The 14,652-nt window shown below is 62.7% G+C and carries 16 protein-coding genes and 1 tRNA gene; 6 read left to right on the top strand and 11 right to left on the bottom strand.

Annotated elements, in window-relative coordinates; all coding sequences use genetic code 11:
- Positions 1–14: 14 nt before the first annotated feature.
- Genes AC0ZT5_RS21070 through AC0ZT5_RS21085 form a run of 4 tightly spaced genes read right to left on the bottom strand, consistent with a single transcriptional unit; the run spans position 15 to position 4,453 of the window.
- Positions 15–791, bottom strand: a complete 777-nt coding sequence (locus AC0ZT5_RS21070) for an enoyl-CoA hydratase/isomerase family protein (RefSeq protein WP_488498003.1) — start codon at positions 789–791, stop codon at positions 15–17.
- Positions 784–2,385 carry an acyl CoA:acetate/3-ketoacid CoA transferase gene (locus AC0ZT5_RS21075; RefSeq protein WP_488498004.1) on the bottom strand — a complete coding sequence of 534 codons (1,602 nt, stop codon included), beginning with the start codon at positions 2,383–2,385 and terminating at the stop codon, positions 784–786. The genes AC0ZT5_RS21070 and AC0ZT5_RS21075 overlap by 8 nt, the downstream gene beginning before the upstream one ends.
- Positions 2,382–3,398: a Gfo/Idh/MocA family protein gene (locus AC0ZT5_RS21080; RefSeq protein ID WP_488498005.1), complete on the bottom strand. Its 1,017-nt coding sequence runs from the start codon at positions 3,396–3,398 to the stop codon at positions 2,382–2,384. The genes AC0ZT5_RS21075 and AC0ZT5_RS21080 overlap by 4 nt, the downstream gene beginning before the upstream one ends.
- Positions 3,395–4,453: a LacI family DNA-binding transcriptional regulator gene (locus tag AC0ZT5_RS21085; protein WP_184876671.1), complete on the bottom strand. Its 1,059-nt coding sequence runs from the start codon at positions 4,451–4,453 to the stop codon at positions 3,395–3,397. Before AC0ZT5_RS21085 ends, AC0ZT5_RS21080 begins: the two co-directional genes overlap by 4 nt.
- A gap of 242 nt (positions 4,454–4,695) precedes the next feature.
- Here AC0ZT5_RS21085 and AC0ZT5_RS21090 point away from each other — a divergent pair, with 242 nt between their 5' ends.
- Together AC0ZT5_RS21090 and AC0ZT5_RS21095 are read left to right on the top strand one after the other, a co-directional pair.
- Entirely contained in the window at positions 4,696–5,856 is a 1,161-nt protein-coding gene (locus AC0ZT5_RS21090; RefSeq protein ID WP_488498006.1) for a dihydrodipicolinate synthase family protein, read from the top strand.
- Between the two features lie 74 nt (positions 5,857–5,930).
- Positions 5,931–6,737: a M15 family metallopeptidase gene (locus tag AC0ZT5_RS21095; protein WP_488498007.1), complete on the top strand. Its 807-nt coding sequence runs from the start codon at positions 5,931–5,933 to the stop codon at positions 6,735–6,737.
- Positions 6,738–6,799: 62 nt separating this feature from the next.
- Here AC0ZT5_RS21095 and AC0ZT5_RS21100 read toward each other — a convergent pair.
- Together AC0ZT5_RS21100 and cpdR are read right to left on the bottom strand one after the other, a co-directional pair.
- A tRNA-Val gene (locus AC0ZT5_RS21100) sits at positions 6,800–6,874 on the bottom strand.
- A 118-nt stretch (positions 6,875–6,992) separates the two neighbouring features.
- On the bottom strand, positions 6,993–7,355 hold the full coding sequence (gene cpdR / locus AC0ZT5_RS21105) for a cell cycle two-component system response regulator CpdR (RefSeq protein WP_006199474.1): 363 nt from the start codon (positions 7,353–7,355) through the stop codon (positions 6,993–6,995).
- A 163-nt stretch (positions 7,356–7,518) separates the two neighbouring features.
- On the opposite strand from cpdR, the gene AC0ZT5_RS21110 reads away from it, so the two are divergent.
- Together AC0ZT5_RS21110 and hisN are read left to right on the top strand one after the other, a co-directional pair.
- Positions 7,519–8,460 (top strand): N-formylglutamate amidohydrolase, encoded by a 942-nt coding sequence (locus tag AC0ZT5_RS21110; RefSeq protein WP_488498008.1) that lies wholly within the window; start codon positions 7,519–7,521, stop codon positions 8,458–8,460.
- A 315-nt stretch (positions 8,461–8,775) separates the two neighbouring features.
- Positions 8,776–9,549, top strand: coding sequence for a histidinol-phosphatase (hisN, locus tag AC0ZT5_RS21115; RefSeq protein WP_488498009.1), 774 nt, complete (start codon positions 8,776–8,778; stop codon positions 9,547–9,549).
- 71 nt (positions 9,550–9,620) lie between these two features.
- Here hisN and AC0ZT5_RS21120 read toward each other — a convergent pair whose 3' ends face one another.
- The 3 genes from AC0ZT5_RS21120 to AC0ZT5_RS21130 form a co-directional block, all read right to left on the bottom strand.
- The gene (locus AC0ZT5_RS21120; protein WP_488498122.1) at positions 9,621–10,451 is read right to left on the bottom strand and encodes a helix-turn-helix domain-containing protein; all 831 of its coding nucleotides are present in this window, start codon (positions 10,449–10,451) and stop codon (positions 9,621–9,623) included.
- Between the two features lie 198 nt (positions 10,452–10,649).
- Positions 10,650–10,913, bottom strand: a complete 264-nt coding sequence (locus tag AC0ZT5_RS21125) for a DUF1127 domain-containing protein (protein ID WP_488498010.1) — start codon at positions 10,911–10,913, stop codon at positions 10,650–10,652.
- A gap of 3 nt (positions 10,914–10,916) precedes the next feature.
- The gene (locus tag AC0ZT5_RS21130; protein WP_488498011.1) at positions 10,917–11,072 is read right to left on the bottom strand and encodes a hypothetical protein; all 156 of its coding nucleotides are present in this window, start codon (positions 11,070–11,072) and stop codon (positions 10,917–10,919) included.
- 176 nt (positions 11,073–11,248) lie between these two features.
- On the opposite strand from AC0ZT5_RS21130, the gene AC0ZT5_RS21135 reads away from it, so the two are divergent.
- A complete protein-coding gene (locus tag AC0ZT5_RS21135) occupies positions 11,249–11,761 on the top strand; it encodes a DUF1579 domain-containing protein (RefSeq protein WP_488498012.1) in 513 nt (170 codons plus the stop codon).
- A gap of 18 nt (positions 11,762–11,779) precedes the next feature.
- On the opposite strand, the gene AC0ZT5_RS21140 is transcribed toward AC0ZT5_RS21135, so the two are convergent.
- Entirely contained in the window at positions 11,780–12,757 is a 978-nt protein-coding gene (locus tag AC0ZT5_RS21140) for an alpha/beta fold hydrolase (protein WP_488498013.1), read from the bottom strand.
- A 469-nt stretch (positions 12,758–13,226) separates the two neighbouring features.
- Here AC0ZT5_RS21140 and AC0ZT5_RS21145 point away from each other — a divergent pair, with 469 nt between their 5' ends.
- Positions 13,227–13,694: an Hsp20 family protein gene (locus AC0ZT5_RS21145; RefSeq protein WP_023759726.1), complete on the top strand. Its 468-nt coding sequence runs from the start codon at positions 13,227–13,229 to the stop codon at positions 13,692–13,694.
- A 54-nt stretch (positions 13,695–13,748) separates the two neighbouring features.
- Here the strand turns inward: AC0ZT5_RS21145 and AC0ZT5_RS21150 are convergent, their stop codons facing one another.
- Positions 13,749–14,645 (bottom strand): MBL fold metallo-hydrolase, encoded by an 897-nt coding sequence (locus AC0ZT5_RS21150; protein ID WP_488498014.1) that lies wholly within the window; start codon positions 14,643–14,645, stop codon positions 13,749–13,751.
- Positions 14,646–14,652: the final 7 nt, after the last annotated feature.

The raw sequence follows: 14,652 nt of genomic DNA on the forward strand, positions 1-14,652 counted from the left end.
CAGTTTTCGTTTCTCTAGGTTCTTGAAAATGCTGGTTTTTGCTTGGTCTTGAAAGCACCGACGCCGGCCTTGAGATCGCCGGTCAGGGCGATGAAGCCGCTGGCCAGCGCTTCCGTCGCCGCTGCACTTTCCTCGCCTTCGGCGACCGCGATCATCAGCTTGGCGGCTTCCGTCGCCAGTGGGCCGCGCTCGGCTATCTTTTCGGCCCAGGCCTTGGCTTCGGACAGGCCGCCGCCGATCTCGACCACCCGGTCGACCACGCCGAGCGCCAGCGCTTCAGGAGCGAGCAGAATCTCGCCGCCCAGCGCCATGCGCCGCACCGTCTGCGCGCCGAAGCGGCGCACCGCGCGTTGCGTGCCGGACCAGCCGGGGACGACGCCGATCGAGGTTTCGGGGAAGCCCAATTTCACCTGTGTCTCCGCCACGCGGAAGTCGCAGGCGACCGCCAGTTCCAGCCCGCCGCCCAACGCATGGCCCGACAGCACGGCGATGGTCGGCTGCCGCAACCGCGCCAGCCGGTCGAAGACACGATGCCCGTACCGCACCCATTGCACCTGGAAGTCGGCGGCACTCATGTGCGCCCACGCCTCGACATCGCCGCCGGCGCAAAAGCCCTTGCCTTCGCCGCGCAGCAGCACGACACGAACGCCTTTCGCCATCTCCGCTTCGTCCAGCGCCGCCTCCAGCGCGCGCAGCATCGGAATATCAAGCGCGTTGAATTTCTCCGGCCGGTGCAAGGTGACGATGCCGATGGCGCCGTCCTGCTCGAAGGTGACGAGACGCTCAGCCATGCGCGCCTCCAAGCGAGGCGCCGCCATTCAGCGACAGACCGATCGGCTGGTCCAGGTAGAGCGCTGCCGGTGTCGTCTTGAGATCCTTGGCAACGCCGAGCGGGATCTCGGCCTGGGACAGCACGTCCCGCTGCAGGTCGATGCCGGGGGCGAGTTCGGTGACGACCAGACCCTCCGGCGTCAGCGTCATCACGCAGCGCTCGGTGACATAGGTGATGTCCTGTCCCTGCGCGACCGCTCTCTTGCCCGAGAAGGAGATGTGCTCGACCTCGTTGACCACCTTCTTGACCTTGCCCTCCTGGTCGATTCGGATGCCGCCGTCGGCCAAGGAGAGTTTCGCTCCGGCGTTGAAGAAGCCCGAGAAGACGATCTTCCTTGCCCGCGCGGTGATGTCGACAAAGCCGCCGGCACCGGCGGTGACATGCGGCCGTGCCGACAGTTTCGAGACGTTGACCGAGCCGTGGCGGTCGATCTGCAGGAAGGACAGCAGCGACGCGTCGAAGCCGCCAGCCTGGAAATAGATGAACTGGTGCGGCGAGGGCATGATCGCCTCCGCGTTGGAGGCGCAGCCGAACTTGAAGTCGAGCAGCGGCACGCCACCGACGGCACCCTGTTCGATCACCCAGGTGACCTTGCCGTGCTGGCCTTCCTCGAGAAGGATGCGCGGCACATTGGCCGAGATGCCGAAGCCGATGTTGACGGCCATGCCGTCGCGCAGTTCCAAGGCGACGCGGCGCGCGATCACCTTCTGTACGTTCATTTCGGCATTGCGGAAGCTAGACAGTGGCCGGAAGACCTCGCCCGAGATTGCCGGATCATAGGGCGTCAGCGTCGTCTGCAACTGGTCGGGCGCGACGACGATGTGGTCGACCAGCACGCCGGGCACGCGCACATCATGCGGCTTCAGCGTGCCGTTCTCGACGACGCGCTTGACCTGGGCAATGACGACGCCGCCATTGTTGCGGGCGGCGAGCGCCTGCTCCAGGCCGCCAAGATAGGCGCCCTCGTGCTCGTAGGTGAGATTGCCGCGCTCGTCGGCCGTTGTGGCGCGGATGATCGAGACCTGCGGCACGATCGAGCGGAAATAGAGCCATTCCTCGCCGTCGAACTGCTGCACCGAAACGATCGGCTCGCTGGCAGCCGCGTTCATGGCGCAGCCCTGGTGGCGGGGGTCGGCGAAGGTGTCGAGGCCGACCTTGGTCAGCACGCCCGGCCGCTTGGCGGCGGCCTCGCGGTGCATGTCGAACAGGATACCCGACGGCACATTGTAGGCGGCGACGGTATTGTCGCCGATCATCTTCCAGATCTGCGGCGGTTCGGATGAGGACGGGCCTGACGGATAGGAGCCGCACAAAGTGCGCTTCAACAGGCCAGGCTTGGCCAGATGGTCGATGCCCTTGATGCCATACATGTCGCCGGCGGCGATCGGGTGCAGCGTGGTGATGTCTTTCGGATGGCCTTCCCTGTCGAAGCGTTCGCCAATCGCGGCCAGCACCGCGTCCGGGCAGCCGAGACCGCTCGACGACGAGACGGACACCACCATGCCGTCCTTGATCAGGCCTGCGGCTTCAGCGGCGGAAACGACCTTGCTCAATTCCTGCTCCCGAGTTTCGGGTCGATCTTGACTGCCTTGCCGGAGCTGGCCGATTGAAGTGCCGCTTCGGCTGCAGCGAGCGACCAGATGCCGTCCTCGCCCGTGGCGGAAGGTTGGCCGTCGCCGCGGATCGCGGCATGGAACTGGCGCAGTGACCGGGAATAGAGGTCCTCGCGGTCGAAGCTAAGGTCCTCTTCGCCTTTTGCCGTGCGCAGCAACACCGAGCCGACCGGTTTCTGCGTCATGACATTCCTGGCGATCAGTGAGCCCTCCGAGCCATGCACCTCGAAACCGGTGTCGGCGAATTTGGTGGTGAAGCCTTCATGCGACTGGGCGATGACGCCTGACTTGAAGCGCCAGATGCACATGGCGCCGTCTTCCAGCCCGCTGCCGGCCATGCCGGCCGATTGCGTGAAGGCCGAGACTTCGATGGGATCGTCGCCGAGCACGAAGCGCAGTGTATCAGCATCGTGCACGGTGATGTCGAGCACCACGCCGCCGCCTGCCTCAGGCTTCGTGATGCGCCAGCCCTGCAGGTTTTCCGGCAGGTAGACGGAATGGAAGACGCGCGCGGCGATCGGCTTGCCGATACGGCCGGCTGCGATCGCGTCACGCATGGCGCGATGCGCGCCGGCATTGCGCAGATGGTGGTTGGTGCCGAGCACGACGCCGGCGGCTTTTGCCGTGGCGACCATTGTGCGCGCGTCGTCGCTGGTCAGCGCCAGCGGCTTTTCGCACAACACATGTTTTCCCGCCTTGGTGGCGGCCAAAGCCTGCTCGAGATGCAGTTCGTTGGTGGTCGAGATGTAGACCGCGTCGATGTCGGCGCCGAGCAGAGCATCAAGCGTCGAAACAGCCAGCGGGATGCTGTTTTCCCTGGCATAGGCCGTGGCGCGCTCGGGGCCGGAACTCATCACCGCCGCGATCTCGCCATCGCCTTGCGCGCGGATGGCGTTGATCATGAACTGTCTGGCGATCGTGCTGGCGCCGATCAAGCCCCATCTGACGCTCATGCCGCGTCCCCCATTCCTGCGGGCCTGTTTCGGGCGCGGCGATCCGGGCCGCAGCTTTCCCTGATCACCAGATTGACCGCACCGATATGATCTTCGGCCCGCGTGGTGCGCGACTGGATCATCTTCAGCATGACATGGGCGGCACGTTCGCCAAGGCCGGCCGTGTCCACCGAAACGCTGGTCAAGGCAGGCATGTAGTGTTCGGCCTCCACCACATCGTCGAAGCCGACGACGGCGAAATCCGGTCCCGGCTCAAGCCCGCGCTTGCGCAGCGCCAGCATGACGCCAAAAGCGACCGCATCGTTGAAACACAGTGCCGCGGTCGGCGGTTCGGATGTTGCGAGAGCGGTATCCAGGCAGGCAATGCCGCCCCTGCGGCTGGTCTCGCCTTCGATCACGGTGATGTCGCGGGCGGCGATGCCAAGCGTCTCGCAGGCTTCGCGAAAGCCGCCCAGCCGCTCCTGATAGACCACGAGGTCGGCCGAGCCGCCGAAGAAGGCCAGCCGGCGATGTCCTTTGCCGATGAGATGGGCGGCGGCCAGGTAGGCGCCGCGATGATTGTCGGGCGTGATCACCGGAATGCGGCTTTCGGGCAGCCGGCGCATGGCGAAGACGACCGGAACGCCCGCCATCTCCAGGCGACGGAAAGCGCCCGGCGTGGTGCCGCGCGCCGGCGACACGATGAGGCCGGCGACGCCTTGTTCCATGAGAGATTTCAGCACCTCTTCCTGGCGCACCGGATTTTCCGCCGTGTTGGCGATGAAAGGCACGATGCCGGCCGACTGGAAGACGCGCTCCATGCCGACCGCCAGTTCGGCGAAAAAGGGATTGGTGAGATCGTTGATGACCATGCCGATGACGTTGGAGTGAGCCTTGCGCAGGTTGGCGGCGCCACGGTTGTAGACGTAACCGACATCCTCGATCGCCTTGCGAACCTTGACCGCGGTCTCAGGCCGGATCAGCCCGCTGCCCTGGAGCACGAGCGACACCGTCGATTTGGACACGCCTGCCTCGCGGGCGATGTCGAATATCGTTGCCTTGGCCCGGCTGGCCATCCAGATGCATCCTCCCGCTTTCCAACGTCGATCTATTGGAACGTTCTAATCACTACTCCCATTCGGAGTCAATCGGGGTTCTTTCCGAATTTCGAAGAATTGACATGATAAGGCCTGCAGGCCCACTCTATAAGGCTTTCTGTGTTGCGGCGCAGCATTTTTCCGCGAATGAACGACGAATCGTAAAGGTTCTTGATTTATTGGAACGTTCCATTTATAGGCACGACGATAGGGAGAGAACGATGGACATTGTCTTGCCTAGTGAGGGTGGCCGCAGCACCCGCTATGCGCTGGTCGGCCAACCGGTGCAGCCGGTGGTCGGCGCGCGGTTTTCGCGCATCGCCTATGCTGCAGCCCATGTCGTTGCCGATCCGCTTGCGATGACCGATCCGTGGTCGAAGCCGGTGGTCGACTGGGACAGGACGATGGCGTTTCGTCATCACCTGTGGCGGCTCGGCTTCCGCATCGCCGAGGCGATGGATACCTCGCAACGCGGCATGGGTTTCGACTGGACAAGTGCGCAGGAGTTGATCCGCCGTTCGATCGCTGAAGCGCGCACCGTCGAAGGCGCCGATCTCGCTTCGGGTGCCGGAACAGACCATCTGGCGCCTAGCGCCGCCCGGACGCTCGACGATGTCATCGCGGCCTACGAGCAGCAATTCGCTTTCATCGAAGGGCAGGGCGGCAAGGCGATCATGATGGCCAGCCGCGCCCTGGCGGCTGTCGCCAAGGGTCCGGACGACTATGCCCGTGTCTACGACCGGATCCTGAGCCAGGCGTCCGGCAAAGTCATCCTGCACTGGCTGGGCGACATGTTCGATCCGGCACTGAAAGGTTACTGGGGCAGCGGCGATTTCGAGGCCGCACTCGACACCGTCGTCGCCATCATCGAACGCCATGCCGGCAAGGTGGAAGGGATAAAAATCTCGCTGCTCGATGCCGGCAAGGAGGTCGCGCTCAGGAACCGGCTGCCGGACGGCGTCGTCATGTTCACCGGCGACGACTTCAACTATCCCGAGCTGATCGCCGGCGACAGCAGGAGACACTCGCACGCGCTGCTCGGCATTTTCGATGCGATCGCGCCGGTCGCCAATGCTGCACTGGCGAAGCTGGCGGACGGCGACCGTGCCGGCTATGACGCGCTGATGGCGCCGACAGTGCCGCTATCGCGAAAGATCTTCGAGGCGCCGACCGAATACTACAAGGCCGGCATCGTCTTCATGGCCTGGCTGAACGGCCATCAGGACCATTTCGCCATGGTCGGCGGCATGCAGTCGGCGCGCGGTATCCGTCACTATGCCGATATCTTCCGCCTTGCCGACCAGGCCGGGTTGCTGGCCGATCCGGAGCTGGCGGTGGCCAGGATGAGAAGTTTGTGTGCCGTCGCAAGCGTCTCTGAATAGATGTGGGCTCGTGCCCTGATCCCAATTCCTTTTCGTTTATGATCGAAATCGTAGGCGTGCGATTTCGTGGGGACATGCTGGCGATGAGGCTAAGGATTTCGGTCGTTTTCGTGGTTTTGATGGCGGCGATCCCCTTGTCAGCCGCGCAAGGCGGTGATGGCGTCGATCAGGCTGACGCCAAGGCTGCGCTGCTCGAAGCTTACCCTGGCCTTTTTACCATCTCGGGCAATACAGTGACGTGGTCGGATGGTGCCACGATGGTGTGGGATGATGGCAAGGCGCGCACGCCCGAGGAGTTGATCAAGTCCCCCGATATCGAGGACATGTTCCACTACGTTTATCCGACAGCCAGTGCCGGAGACCTTGTCCCTGACGTGGATTTCGATCCGGGGCGGATTCGCAACGAGGCTTTTTTCAAAAAACTCTATGGGGCCAGTGCCGCGGCGGTCGGCCATCATTTAACGACTGTCAAATGGCTGCCCAAACTGGGCAAGTATCCGGTTCGGATAACCTCACTCTTCGGTGTTGACGAGCGCCTCGCCAAAATCTCGAATGCCTTGCAGGAGTTGCCCGCCGACATGAGCCGCTTCGGCCTCAAGCCGGGCGGCGGTTTCAATTGGCGGGTCATCGCCGGCACGGATCAACTCAGCGTCCATTCCTTCGGGGCCGCATTCGACATCAATGTCGGTTATTCCGACTATTGGTTCTGGAATAAGCCCGACAGCAAGGGCCGGATCCCGTTCAAGAACCGCATTCCCTTATCAATCGTCACGCTGTTTGAAAGGCAGGGTTTTATCTGGGGTGGGCGCTGGTATCACTATGACACCATGCATTTCGAATACCGGCCCGAATTGCTGCTCTACAAGGAAAAGCAGGGCTAGCCGGCCCTTGGATGCCAGGCCAGCGGAAACTCAGCGCAATGTATCGATCGTCTGGGATTGGATGGTGGGCGTGACAGGGATTGAACCTGTGACCCCTGCAATGTCAATGCAGTGCTCTCCCGCTGAGCTACACGCCCATCCGAAGCCGCGCATACACCATTTTTGATCCAGCGCGTCAATAGCAGGAAAAAGGAAAGAAGGCGTCGTCTCGCCGCAGTGGCGACAAGGGTGCTTACGCCTTACTCGGAAAGCGGCTCAGGCCGCCTGCAGCATCTTTTCGACCTCGTTGACGAGGTCGCGCAGGTGGAACGGCTTCGACAGCACCTTGGCGTCCTTAGGCGCCTTGGAATCCGGGTTCAGCGCAACGGCAGCGAAACCGGTGATGAACATGACCTTGAGGTCGGGATCGATCTCGGTGGCGCGGCGCGCCAGTTCGATGCCGTCCATCTCCGGCATGACGATGTCGGTCAGAAGCAGCGAGAATGGTTCCTCGCGCAGCCGCTCGTAGGCGCTGGCGCCATTGTCGAAATCGCTGACCTGGTAACCGGCGCGCTCCAGCGCCTTGACGAGGAACCGACGCATATCGTCGTCGTCTTCCGCCAGAAGAATGCGTGCCATGATGTCCCGTCCGAATCACCCGCTCGAGATTGCCGTTGGGCAAGCCCGTTAACCATCCTGTATATGAGGAGGTGAGGGTAAACATCAAGTGAACGTGAGCCGGGACGGTTCATATTTGCCCGGCCTGTGCTGCTGCTGAAATACTGGACACGCGGCCAGCAAGGTGGCACCTTCACATCATGATGCACTGGTGTTTGCGGGTTCGCTCAAATTGAAGACGGCAGCCGAGGATTTTTCGGTCTTTCCACCCTTCGAAATCCGGTCGGGCGCCGAGCAGCGCGTCCCCTTCCTCTTCAACTCACCGCATAGCGGTCGCTACTATCCGGAGCGCTTCCTTGCCATGGCAAGGCTGGACCGCAACGCCATCCGCCGGTCGGAGGACTGCTATGTCGACGAACTGTTCGGCGGCGCCGTGGCGCTGGGCGCGCCGATGCTGGCGGCGAATTTCCCGCGCGCCTATCTCGACGTCAACCGCGAGCCGTGGGAACTCGATCCGCGCATGTTCGCCGAGCCGGTGCCGTCGTTCTGCAACATCCGCTCGGCGCGGGTCGCCGGCGGGCTTGGCACGGTGCCCAAACTGGTCGGCGAGGGGCTCGATATCTATTCCGGCCGCTTGCCGCTGTCCGAAGCGGTCGCTCGCATCGAGGCTGTCTACAAGCCCTATCACGAGACGCTGAAACGGCTCTTGACCAGAACCCATGCGCGCTTCGGCTTTGCCGTGCTGATCGACTGTCATTCGATGCCGGCGAGCATCCGCGTCGGCGACAACGGCTTGCGGCCCGACTTCATCATCGGTGACCGTTTCGGCATCTCGGCCACGGCGGCCTTGACCGAGACCGCGATCGGCCTGCTCACCGCCATGGGCTACACCGTCGCCCACAACAAGCCCTATGCCGGCGGCTTCATCACCGAGCACTATGGCCGCCCGGCGCGCCATCTCCACGCCCTGCAGATCGAAGTCAATCGCGGGCTCTACATGAACGAGCGGACATTCGAGAAGGCCGCCGGCTTCGACGCGCTGGCCGACGATCTGTCGCGATTTTCGGCGGATCTGATGGCAATGCCGGACCATCATTTCATCGACCTGCCGCTGGCGGCTGAGTGAAGCCTTGGTCCGGGTGCTCCGGCGTAAAAAAAGACCGCATCGTTTGCACGATACGGTCGAAGTCTAGGGAGGAAACGCCCAAGGAGGGCATGGACAGGAAAACCTGTCCGAGGCTGAGGGTATTGTGCGCTGCACAAATGTCAAGCGACCTTCAGGCTTTTTTAATTCACTCTGATGTGGAAATTGCATTTCGGTGACGCTTGTGTGACATCCGGGCAACAGGTGCCGCTGCGGGAAAATCGTCGAACACCCTTGTTTTGGCAGGAAATTGGCGGCAGAGCACGGCTTGGGCATGCTGCAATGCGGGAGAATCAGGTGGACATCAGCATCGATTTCATGCGCCGCATCGCGCAGGCGGCAGCGGCGGAAACCTTGCCGCGCTTCCGCAGCCAGGGCGCCGTCGCCAACAAGGAAAAGGGCAGTTTCGACCCGGTCACCGAAGCCGATCGCGAGGCCGAGCGCGCCATCCGGGCGCTGATATCGGCGCACTATCCCGACCATGGCATCCTCGGTGAGGAGCATGGCAGCGAAAACGTTTCGAGCAAGCATGTCTGGGTGATCGACCCTATCGACGGCACGCGCGCCTTCATCTCCGGCCTGCCGGTGTGGGGGACGCTGGTCGGGTTGACGGTCGACGGCGACGCGGTTGCCGGCATGATGTCGCAACCGTTCACCGGCGAGCTGTTCTACGCCAACGCCTCGGGCTCGCACTATGAGGGGCCGGGCGGCCCGCGCAAGCTGACAACCCGCAAGACGACGAAGCTCGCCGAGGCGACGCTGTTCACCACCACGCCGGCGCTGTTCAAGGGCGCGGCGCGCGAGCGTTACGACCAGTTGGAGAAGCAGGTCCAACTCGCCCGCTACGGCGCCGATTGCTACGCCTTCGCCATGATCGCGTCGGGAAGCGTCGACATCGTCACCGATCCCGGATTGAAGCCGTACGACATCGTGGCGCTGATCCCGATCATCGAAAAGGCCGGCGGCGTGGTCACCGCATTCGATGGCGGGCCGGCGGAGAAGGGCGGCGATGTCCTGGCGGCGGCGACGCCGGAGCTACATGCGGCCGCGATGGCAGCGCTGCGCGGCTGAAATCTCTATGCTTTTCTCTGTTTCGACGCAATTGCGGACGGAAAACCGCTTCACACTTTCCTGGAATTGCGTCAGCGCGACCTGATCGAGCGCTGGAATTCCGCCGGCGTGCGGCCGTAGACCTGCCTGAACGCGGAACTGAAATGGCTGTGGCTGGAGAAGCCAAGGTCCATGCCAAGCGTCGTCAGATTGTCGTAGCGGCCAAGCAGGTCGAGCGCACGTGCCAGCCGCAGGCGCAGATGATAGCGATAGAGCGGCATGGCCTCGACCTGCTGGAACACTTGCGTCAGGTAGACCGGCGAGACGCCGACCTCGGCGGCAATTTCTGCCAGCGTCCAGCGTCGCGATAGATCCGAGGACAAAACGAGCTTGGCGCGGTCGACCAGTTTCTGCCGGCTCGTGCTGGCGCCGGCGACATGCGAGGTCCGCTCGCCGAGAGAGCGCCGCACCAGCGTCAGCGCCAGGGTTTCGGCCTCGAGTATTTCCGCGACGTTGCGGCTGAGGCTGTGGCGCAGCAAAGCCACCAAAGCCTGGGCCCTCGGGTCGATGCGTCGGCGTTGGCGACGAAATGCCGGGGTGGCGCCGCTGCGCAATTGTTCCTTCGGCGCCAGCTCCAGCAGTTGTGCCTCCTCGACGACGAGATCGAGACAGGCGTCGCCACCCTCGACGGGGTGGCTGATCCGATAGGCTTCCGCCTCGTTGAAGAACAGCAGCTGATTGGCTTCGGCGACGGCGTCATTGCGGCCGACATGGCGCACGAAGACGCCGCGATAGGGAAACACAAGATGCGTCGCCGACGTGCACTCTTCCTCGCTCCTGTGCCGGCATTGCCCGCTACAGACGACGTCGCGCACCCTGACAGTGCCGATGTCGAGAAGCGGCTGGACCGTGAATTGCGATATGGCCATTGCGTTGTTTCCCTGCACCGGACCATGGGTCCTGCATCGGCACTCTACGCAATCGGCTCGCCCATTCCTGTCAGGAGACTTCCTGGCAGGGTGCTTCTTGAGGCGCGTCGCGTCAAAACGGATTCATGTGACGCGCATTGAGTTTTTGTTCCTCGTCGCCCCGAAACCGGGACCACTTCTGGGCGACATGCATCAATCCCACAGCCGACGCGTGGATTCTGAGTAGGCTTCACCGCGCGACAGACCGATGTCCTTGAGCTGGTCGTCGGTCATCTCGAGCAAAGCGCGCCGGCTTCGACGCCGCTCCATCTGATAGCTGACCCAGCTGGCCGCAACCACGAATTGTGCACGCAGGGCCTGCCGGATCGTTGCGGCGCCCGATGCGCGAACCGTTGGCTTGAGTGCGGGGATCGTGTCGGCCAGGCATTGCGTTGCTGCTGTATGATCGGGGCGCATCGCTCAGTCCTCCCTGGCGCCGGCTGCCGAGGCGCCGGCTTCGTTCAGCGCTTGCGCGCATTCCTCGCAACAGACTTCGACGGTCTTGCCGCCGACCTTGACGCGGATCGGGTTGGCGTCCAACTGGCTATCGCAGGCGGCGCAGCTTTTCTCGGTCATGATCTCATCTCCATGGCGTTCAGTTCGACGCGGGCAGATGAGCACTCCGGGACGGCGCGGGCTGTCAGAATCTTTAGCACTTTGCGCGCCGCGGGCGCCGCCGGCCGATCCCTACTGACAACAGGGTGTCAGTTGGCACCGACTATGGAAGGGCCTTTCCAAGAGGAGGACCAGACATGCCGATGCAATCAACAGCCAGCAACGCCAATGACAGTCGGACGGACGGGGGCAGCGATTTCGACTTCTTCTTCGGCAACTGGGATGTCAGCCATCGAAGGCTGCAAAAGCGCCTGGCGGACGACACCAACTGGGACGAATTTGGCGGCACATGCGAGGTACGCCCACTGCTCGGTGGTCTCGGCAATGTCGACGACAATGTGATCGAGCTGCCGGGCTGCGCCTATCGTGCCGCAACGGTGCGGACCTTCGATCCGGCGACGCGGCAATGGTCGATCTGGTGGATCGACGGTCGCAACCCGCTGACCATCGATGTGCCGGTGCGCGGCGCGTTCACCGACGGTGTCGGCACGTTCCTGTGTGACGATGTCTTCGACGGACGGCCGATCCAGGTTCGTTTCCTCTGGTCACGGATGATGGAGAATTCGGCGCGCTGGGAACAAGCCTTTTCGCTTGATGGGGGCACGAGCTGGGAGACCAACTGGGTCATGGAGTTCGCCCGCCAGGCGTGAGCCGGTAATCGGCGTCCGTCAGACCGTAGGGTCGTCGCTGCCGGGAATGAAGGCATCGAAGGCGGCGAGGAGTTGCTCGCGGTACATGTCGGCCTCCTGCAGGATTTCGTGGCGGGCGCCGTCGATCATCAGCAGCGAACCGAGCCGCAGACGCCTGGCATAGGCTTCCACCGCCTTGGTCGAGACGACCTGGTCGGCGCCGGCGGCGATTATCAGCATGGGGACCTGAATGCGAGCCATGAAATCGGGGTCGCTGACAGCCTCAGATGCTTTGGCGGCGGCCTGCAGCCAGCGGATCGTCGGGCCGCCGAGCGCCAGCTGCGGGTACTCTTCGTAGATCCGCGTGTTGCGCCGATAGCGTACCGGGTCGGACGTCAGCTTGTTAGTCTCGAAGGGCGCCGTCATCTTCGGCCGTGGACCCCAGGCGGCATAAAGACGGCCAAGGCCGAGCGCGCAGAAGAACGAGCAGACGCGGCGAACAGTCGATATCGAGACTGGCAGATCGGGCACGGTCAGGAATGGCGCGATCAGCACCATGCGCCGCACGCGGTTCACCATCGACGGCATGGCAAGCAGCGTGATCACCGCGCCGGCTGAATGGGCGAGGATGTAGTAGGGGCCGCGGCAGTCGGGCAGGACGATCTCCTCGAAGAACTGCTCCAGGTCGGCGGTGTAGTCGCGGAAGCTACGGACATAGCCGCGCTGGCGATTGCGGATCAGACGGGAAGAATCGCCCTGGCCGCGCCAGTCGATGGTGGCGACGCCAAAGCCACGGTCGGCAAGATTTCGGATGGTTTCGAAATATTTCTCGATGCACTCGTTGCGGCCGGTGAGCACGACCACGGTGCCCTTCAAGGGGCGAGTGACTGCGCCGAACAGGCCGTAGCGGATCTTCTTGCGGTCACGGGTGGTGAAAAAGCCGCCGCTGGCGTTTTCCGGTCGTGGATTGCCCTCGATTTCGTGAAAAAGGGGGATGTCTGGGACAAGATCCGTCATTCGGCGCTTCGTGCTCGTGCCCGCCGGTGCTGGCTGGCTCTGCTAAGGTGATAGACGCCCATGCGCCAAAAGCAAAGGAATTCCCGGTGACGGGAGACCCACAATGAGGAAGGCCGGAAGCCGCTTGAAAGCGCGCTTCCGGCCTCTGTCGATCCGGGAGGAAGGGACGTTACACCCCGGTCGGCCTCGTTGCGGCGCCTGTTCTTCAGTCGGCGCCCGCCAGTCCTTGATCTTGAAGTCACTCTAGCGCTGGCTGTCTGAACGCACGCCGAAGCGCTGGTTCATCTGCCGTTCATCAACGATCAGCTGCATGGCTTTTTGCCAGAGGCGAAATCTTGAAATGCATTCGAGCGCTCCCCAAATGTCGGATGCGGTCGCCAATATCGGGGCCGCTGGTCCAGCCGAAACGCCGCTCAAGGGTTTCGCACCGGCCATACGCAAACCATGTTGCTCAACAGGAGAACACCTCATGCGTCACGTTGACTTTTCCCCGCTTTATCGCTCGACCGTCGGCTTCGACCGTCTCTTCACCATGCTCGATTCGCTTGCGCAGCCCGATGGCGCGCAGACTTATCCGCCCTACAACATCGAACGCACCGGCGAGGATTCCTACCGGATCTCGATGGCCGTTGCCGGCTTCTCGGACGAGGAAATCTCGATCGAAGCCCATCGCAACGTGCTGACGGTAAAAGGTGAGCGCAAGGACGAGGGCACCGGCGAAGGTTCCGAACTGCTCTATCGCGGCATTGCCTCAAGGGCTTTCGAACGCCGCTTCCAGCTTGCCGACCATGTTGAAGTCGTCGGCGCCGCGCTGAAGAACGGCCTGCTTTTCGTCGACCTCAAGCGCAACATTCCCGAGGAGTTGAAGCCGCGTAAGATCGCGATCACCTCGGCTCCGGCCAAGGCCAAGCAGATCGAGGCCAAGACCGCCAACTAAACCGATAGCCTCCCAAGGCAAAGGCGGCGCCGAAGGGCGCCGCCTTTCTTATGTTTAGCTGGCAGTCCCCGAAGCCACCACGGCCTCAACGTTTTGTCGGTGAACGGCCTCGTATGGCGCGAAATAACGGACCGCACCGGAGGCGAACACTTCGGCAGCGAAGGCTCTCAAATCTTGCCTCACCAGATCGGGCTCGTGTCGGCAGCGAAGCAGCTTTTCGACATAGGATCGGGTAGCGGCAATGAACTCGCGACCGTACCCACCGGATTGGATCATCTGCAACGAACCGTGATTGGGTAGGATGCGGTCAAAGGTCCAGCCGGCCATGCGTTCGAGATCGTCCAGATGTTTAGTCAGCCGTTCCGGTTCGCCGACATAAGTGATCGGATCTTCAAGCGTATCGCCGGCAAAGAGCAGACCGGCGCTGGGCATGACCAACACGGTACCGTCGTGACTGTGGATTTCGACGTGCTGAAGGTCGACCGCTATCGACCCGACCATGAGGTCGAGATTGCCGTCGAATGTCCGATTCGGAAGGATAAGGGGTCTGATCGGCGGGTTCTCATTTTCCAGTTTGGTCCGGTTCTCTGCGAGAGCAGAGGCTGTGAGGTTGTTGGCGATGATTTCGCAATCCCGGAACACCTCGTTGCCGGCGACATGATCATCATGCCAATGACTGAGGACCACCCGCATCGAGGTGACGCCCATACCCTCCAGCGTTTGGCGGATGATCCGGGCGTGCTGAAGCGAAATATGCGTGTCATAGACAAGCGCTTCCGAGCCATCGACAATTGCATAGGTGCAGATGCCAAGGGCATAGGCGCCGTCATCGAGCCAATTGGGCTGATCCGACCAGCCGCGAACGCCCTCTATCCGGCCGTCATAAAAGCCGAGCACGTTTGGAGCGGGGCGGATCAGCCGCATAGTCGAGCCGAGCGGTGACATGGTCATAGGAAAA

The sequence above is a fragment of the Mesorhizobium sp. CNPSo 4670 genome (genome assembly GCF_057784235.1).

What these genes read in the sequence shown, in the direction of transcription:
- AC0ZT5_RS21140 (WP_488498013.1), bottom strand. Translation starts at nt 12,757, where the DNA reads ATGACGGATCTTGTCCCAGACATCCCCCTTTTTCACGAAATCGAGGGC.
- cpdR (WP_006199474.1), bottom strand. Translation starts at nt 7,355, where the DNA reads ATGGCACGCATTCTTCTGGCGGAAGACGACGACGATATGCGTCGGTTC.
- AC0ZT5_RS21095 (WP_488498007.1), top strand. Translation starts at nt 5,931, where the DNA reads ATGCTGGCGATGAGGCTAAGGATTTCGGTCGTTTTCGTGGTTTTGATG.
- AC0ZT5_RS21085 (WP_184876671.1), bottom strand. Translation starts at nt 4,453, where the DNA reads ATGGCCAGCCGGGCCAAGGCAACGATATTCGACATCGCCCGCGAGGCA.
- AC0ZT5_RS21130 (WP_488498011.1), bottom strand. Translation starts at nt 11,072, where the DNA reads ATGACCGAGAAAAGCTGCGCCGCCTGCGATAGCCAGTTGGACGCCAAC.
- AC0ZT5_RS21125 (WP_488498010.1), bottom strand. Translation starts at nt 10,913, where the DNA reads ATGCGCCCCGATCATACAGCAGCAACGCAATGCCTGGCCGACACGATC.
- AC0ZT5_RS21090 (WP_488498006.1), top strand. Translation starts at nt 4,696, where the DNA reads ATGGACATTGTCTTGCCTAGTGAGGGTGGCCGCAGCACCCGCTATGCG.
- AC0ZT5_RS21080 (WP_488498005.1), bottom strand. Translation starts at nt 3,398, where the DNA reads ATGAGCGTCAGATGGGGCTTGATCGGCGCCAGCACGATCGCCAGACAG.
- AC0ZT5_RS21135 (WP_488498012.1), top strand. Translation starts at nt 11,249, where the DNA reads ATGCCGATGCAATCAACAGCCAGCAACGCCAATGACAGTCGGACGGAC.
- AC0ZT5_RS21150 (WP_488498014.1), bottom strand. Translation starts at nt 14,645, where the DNA reads ATGACCATGTCACCGCTCGGCTCGACTATGCGGCTGATCCGCCCCGCT.
- AC0ZT5_RS21145 (WP_023759726.1), top strand. Translation starts at nt 13,227, where the DNA reads ATGCGTCACGTTGACTTTTCCCCGCTTTATCGCTCGACCGTCGGCTTC.
- AC0ZT5_RS21070 (WP_488498003.1), bottom strand. Translation starts at nt 791, where the DNA reads ATGGCTGAGCGTCTCGTCACCTTCGAGCAGGACGGCGCCATCGGCATC.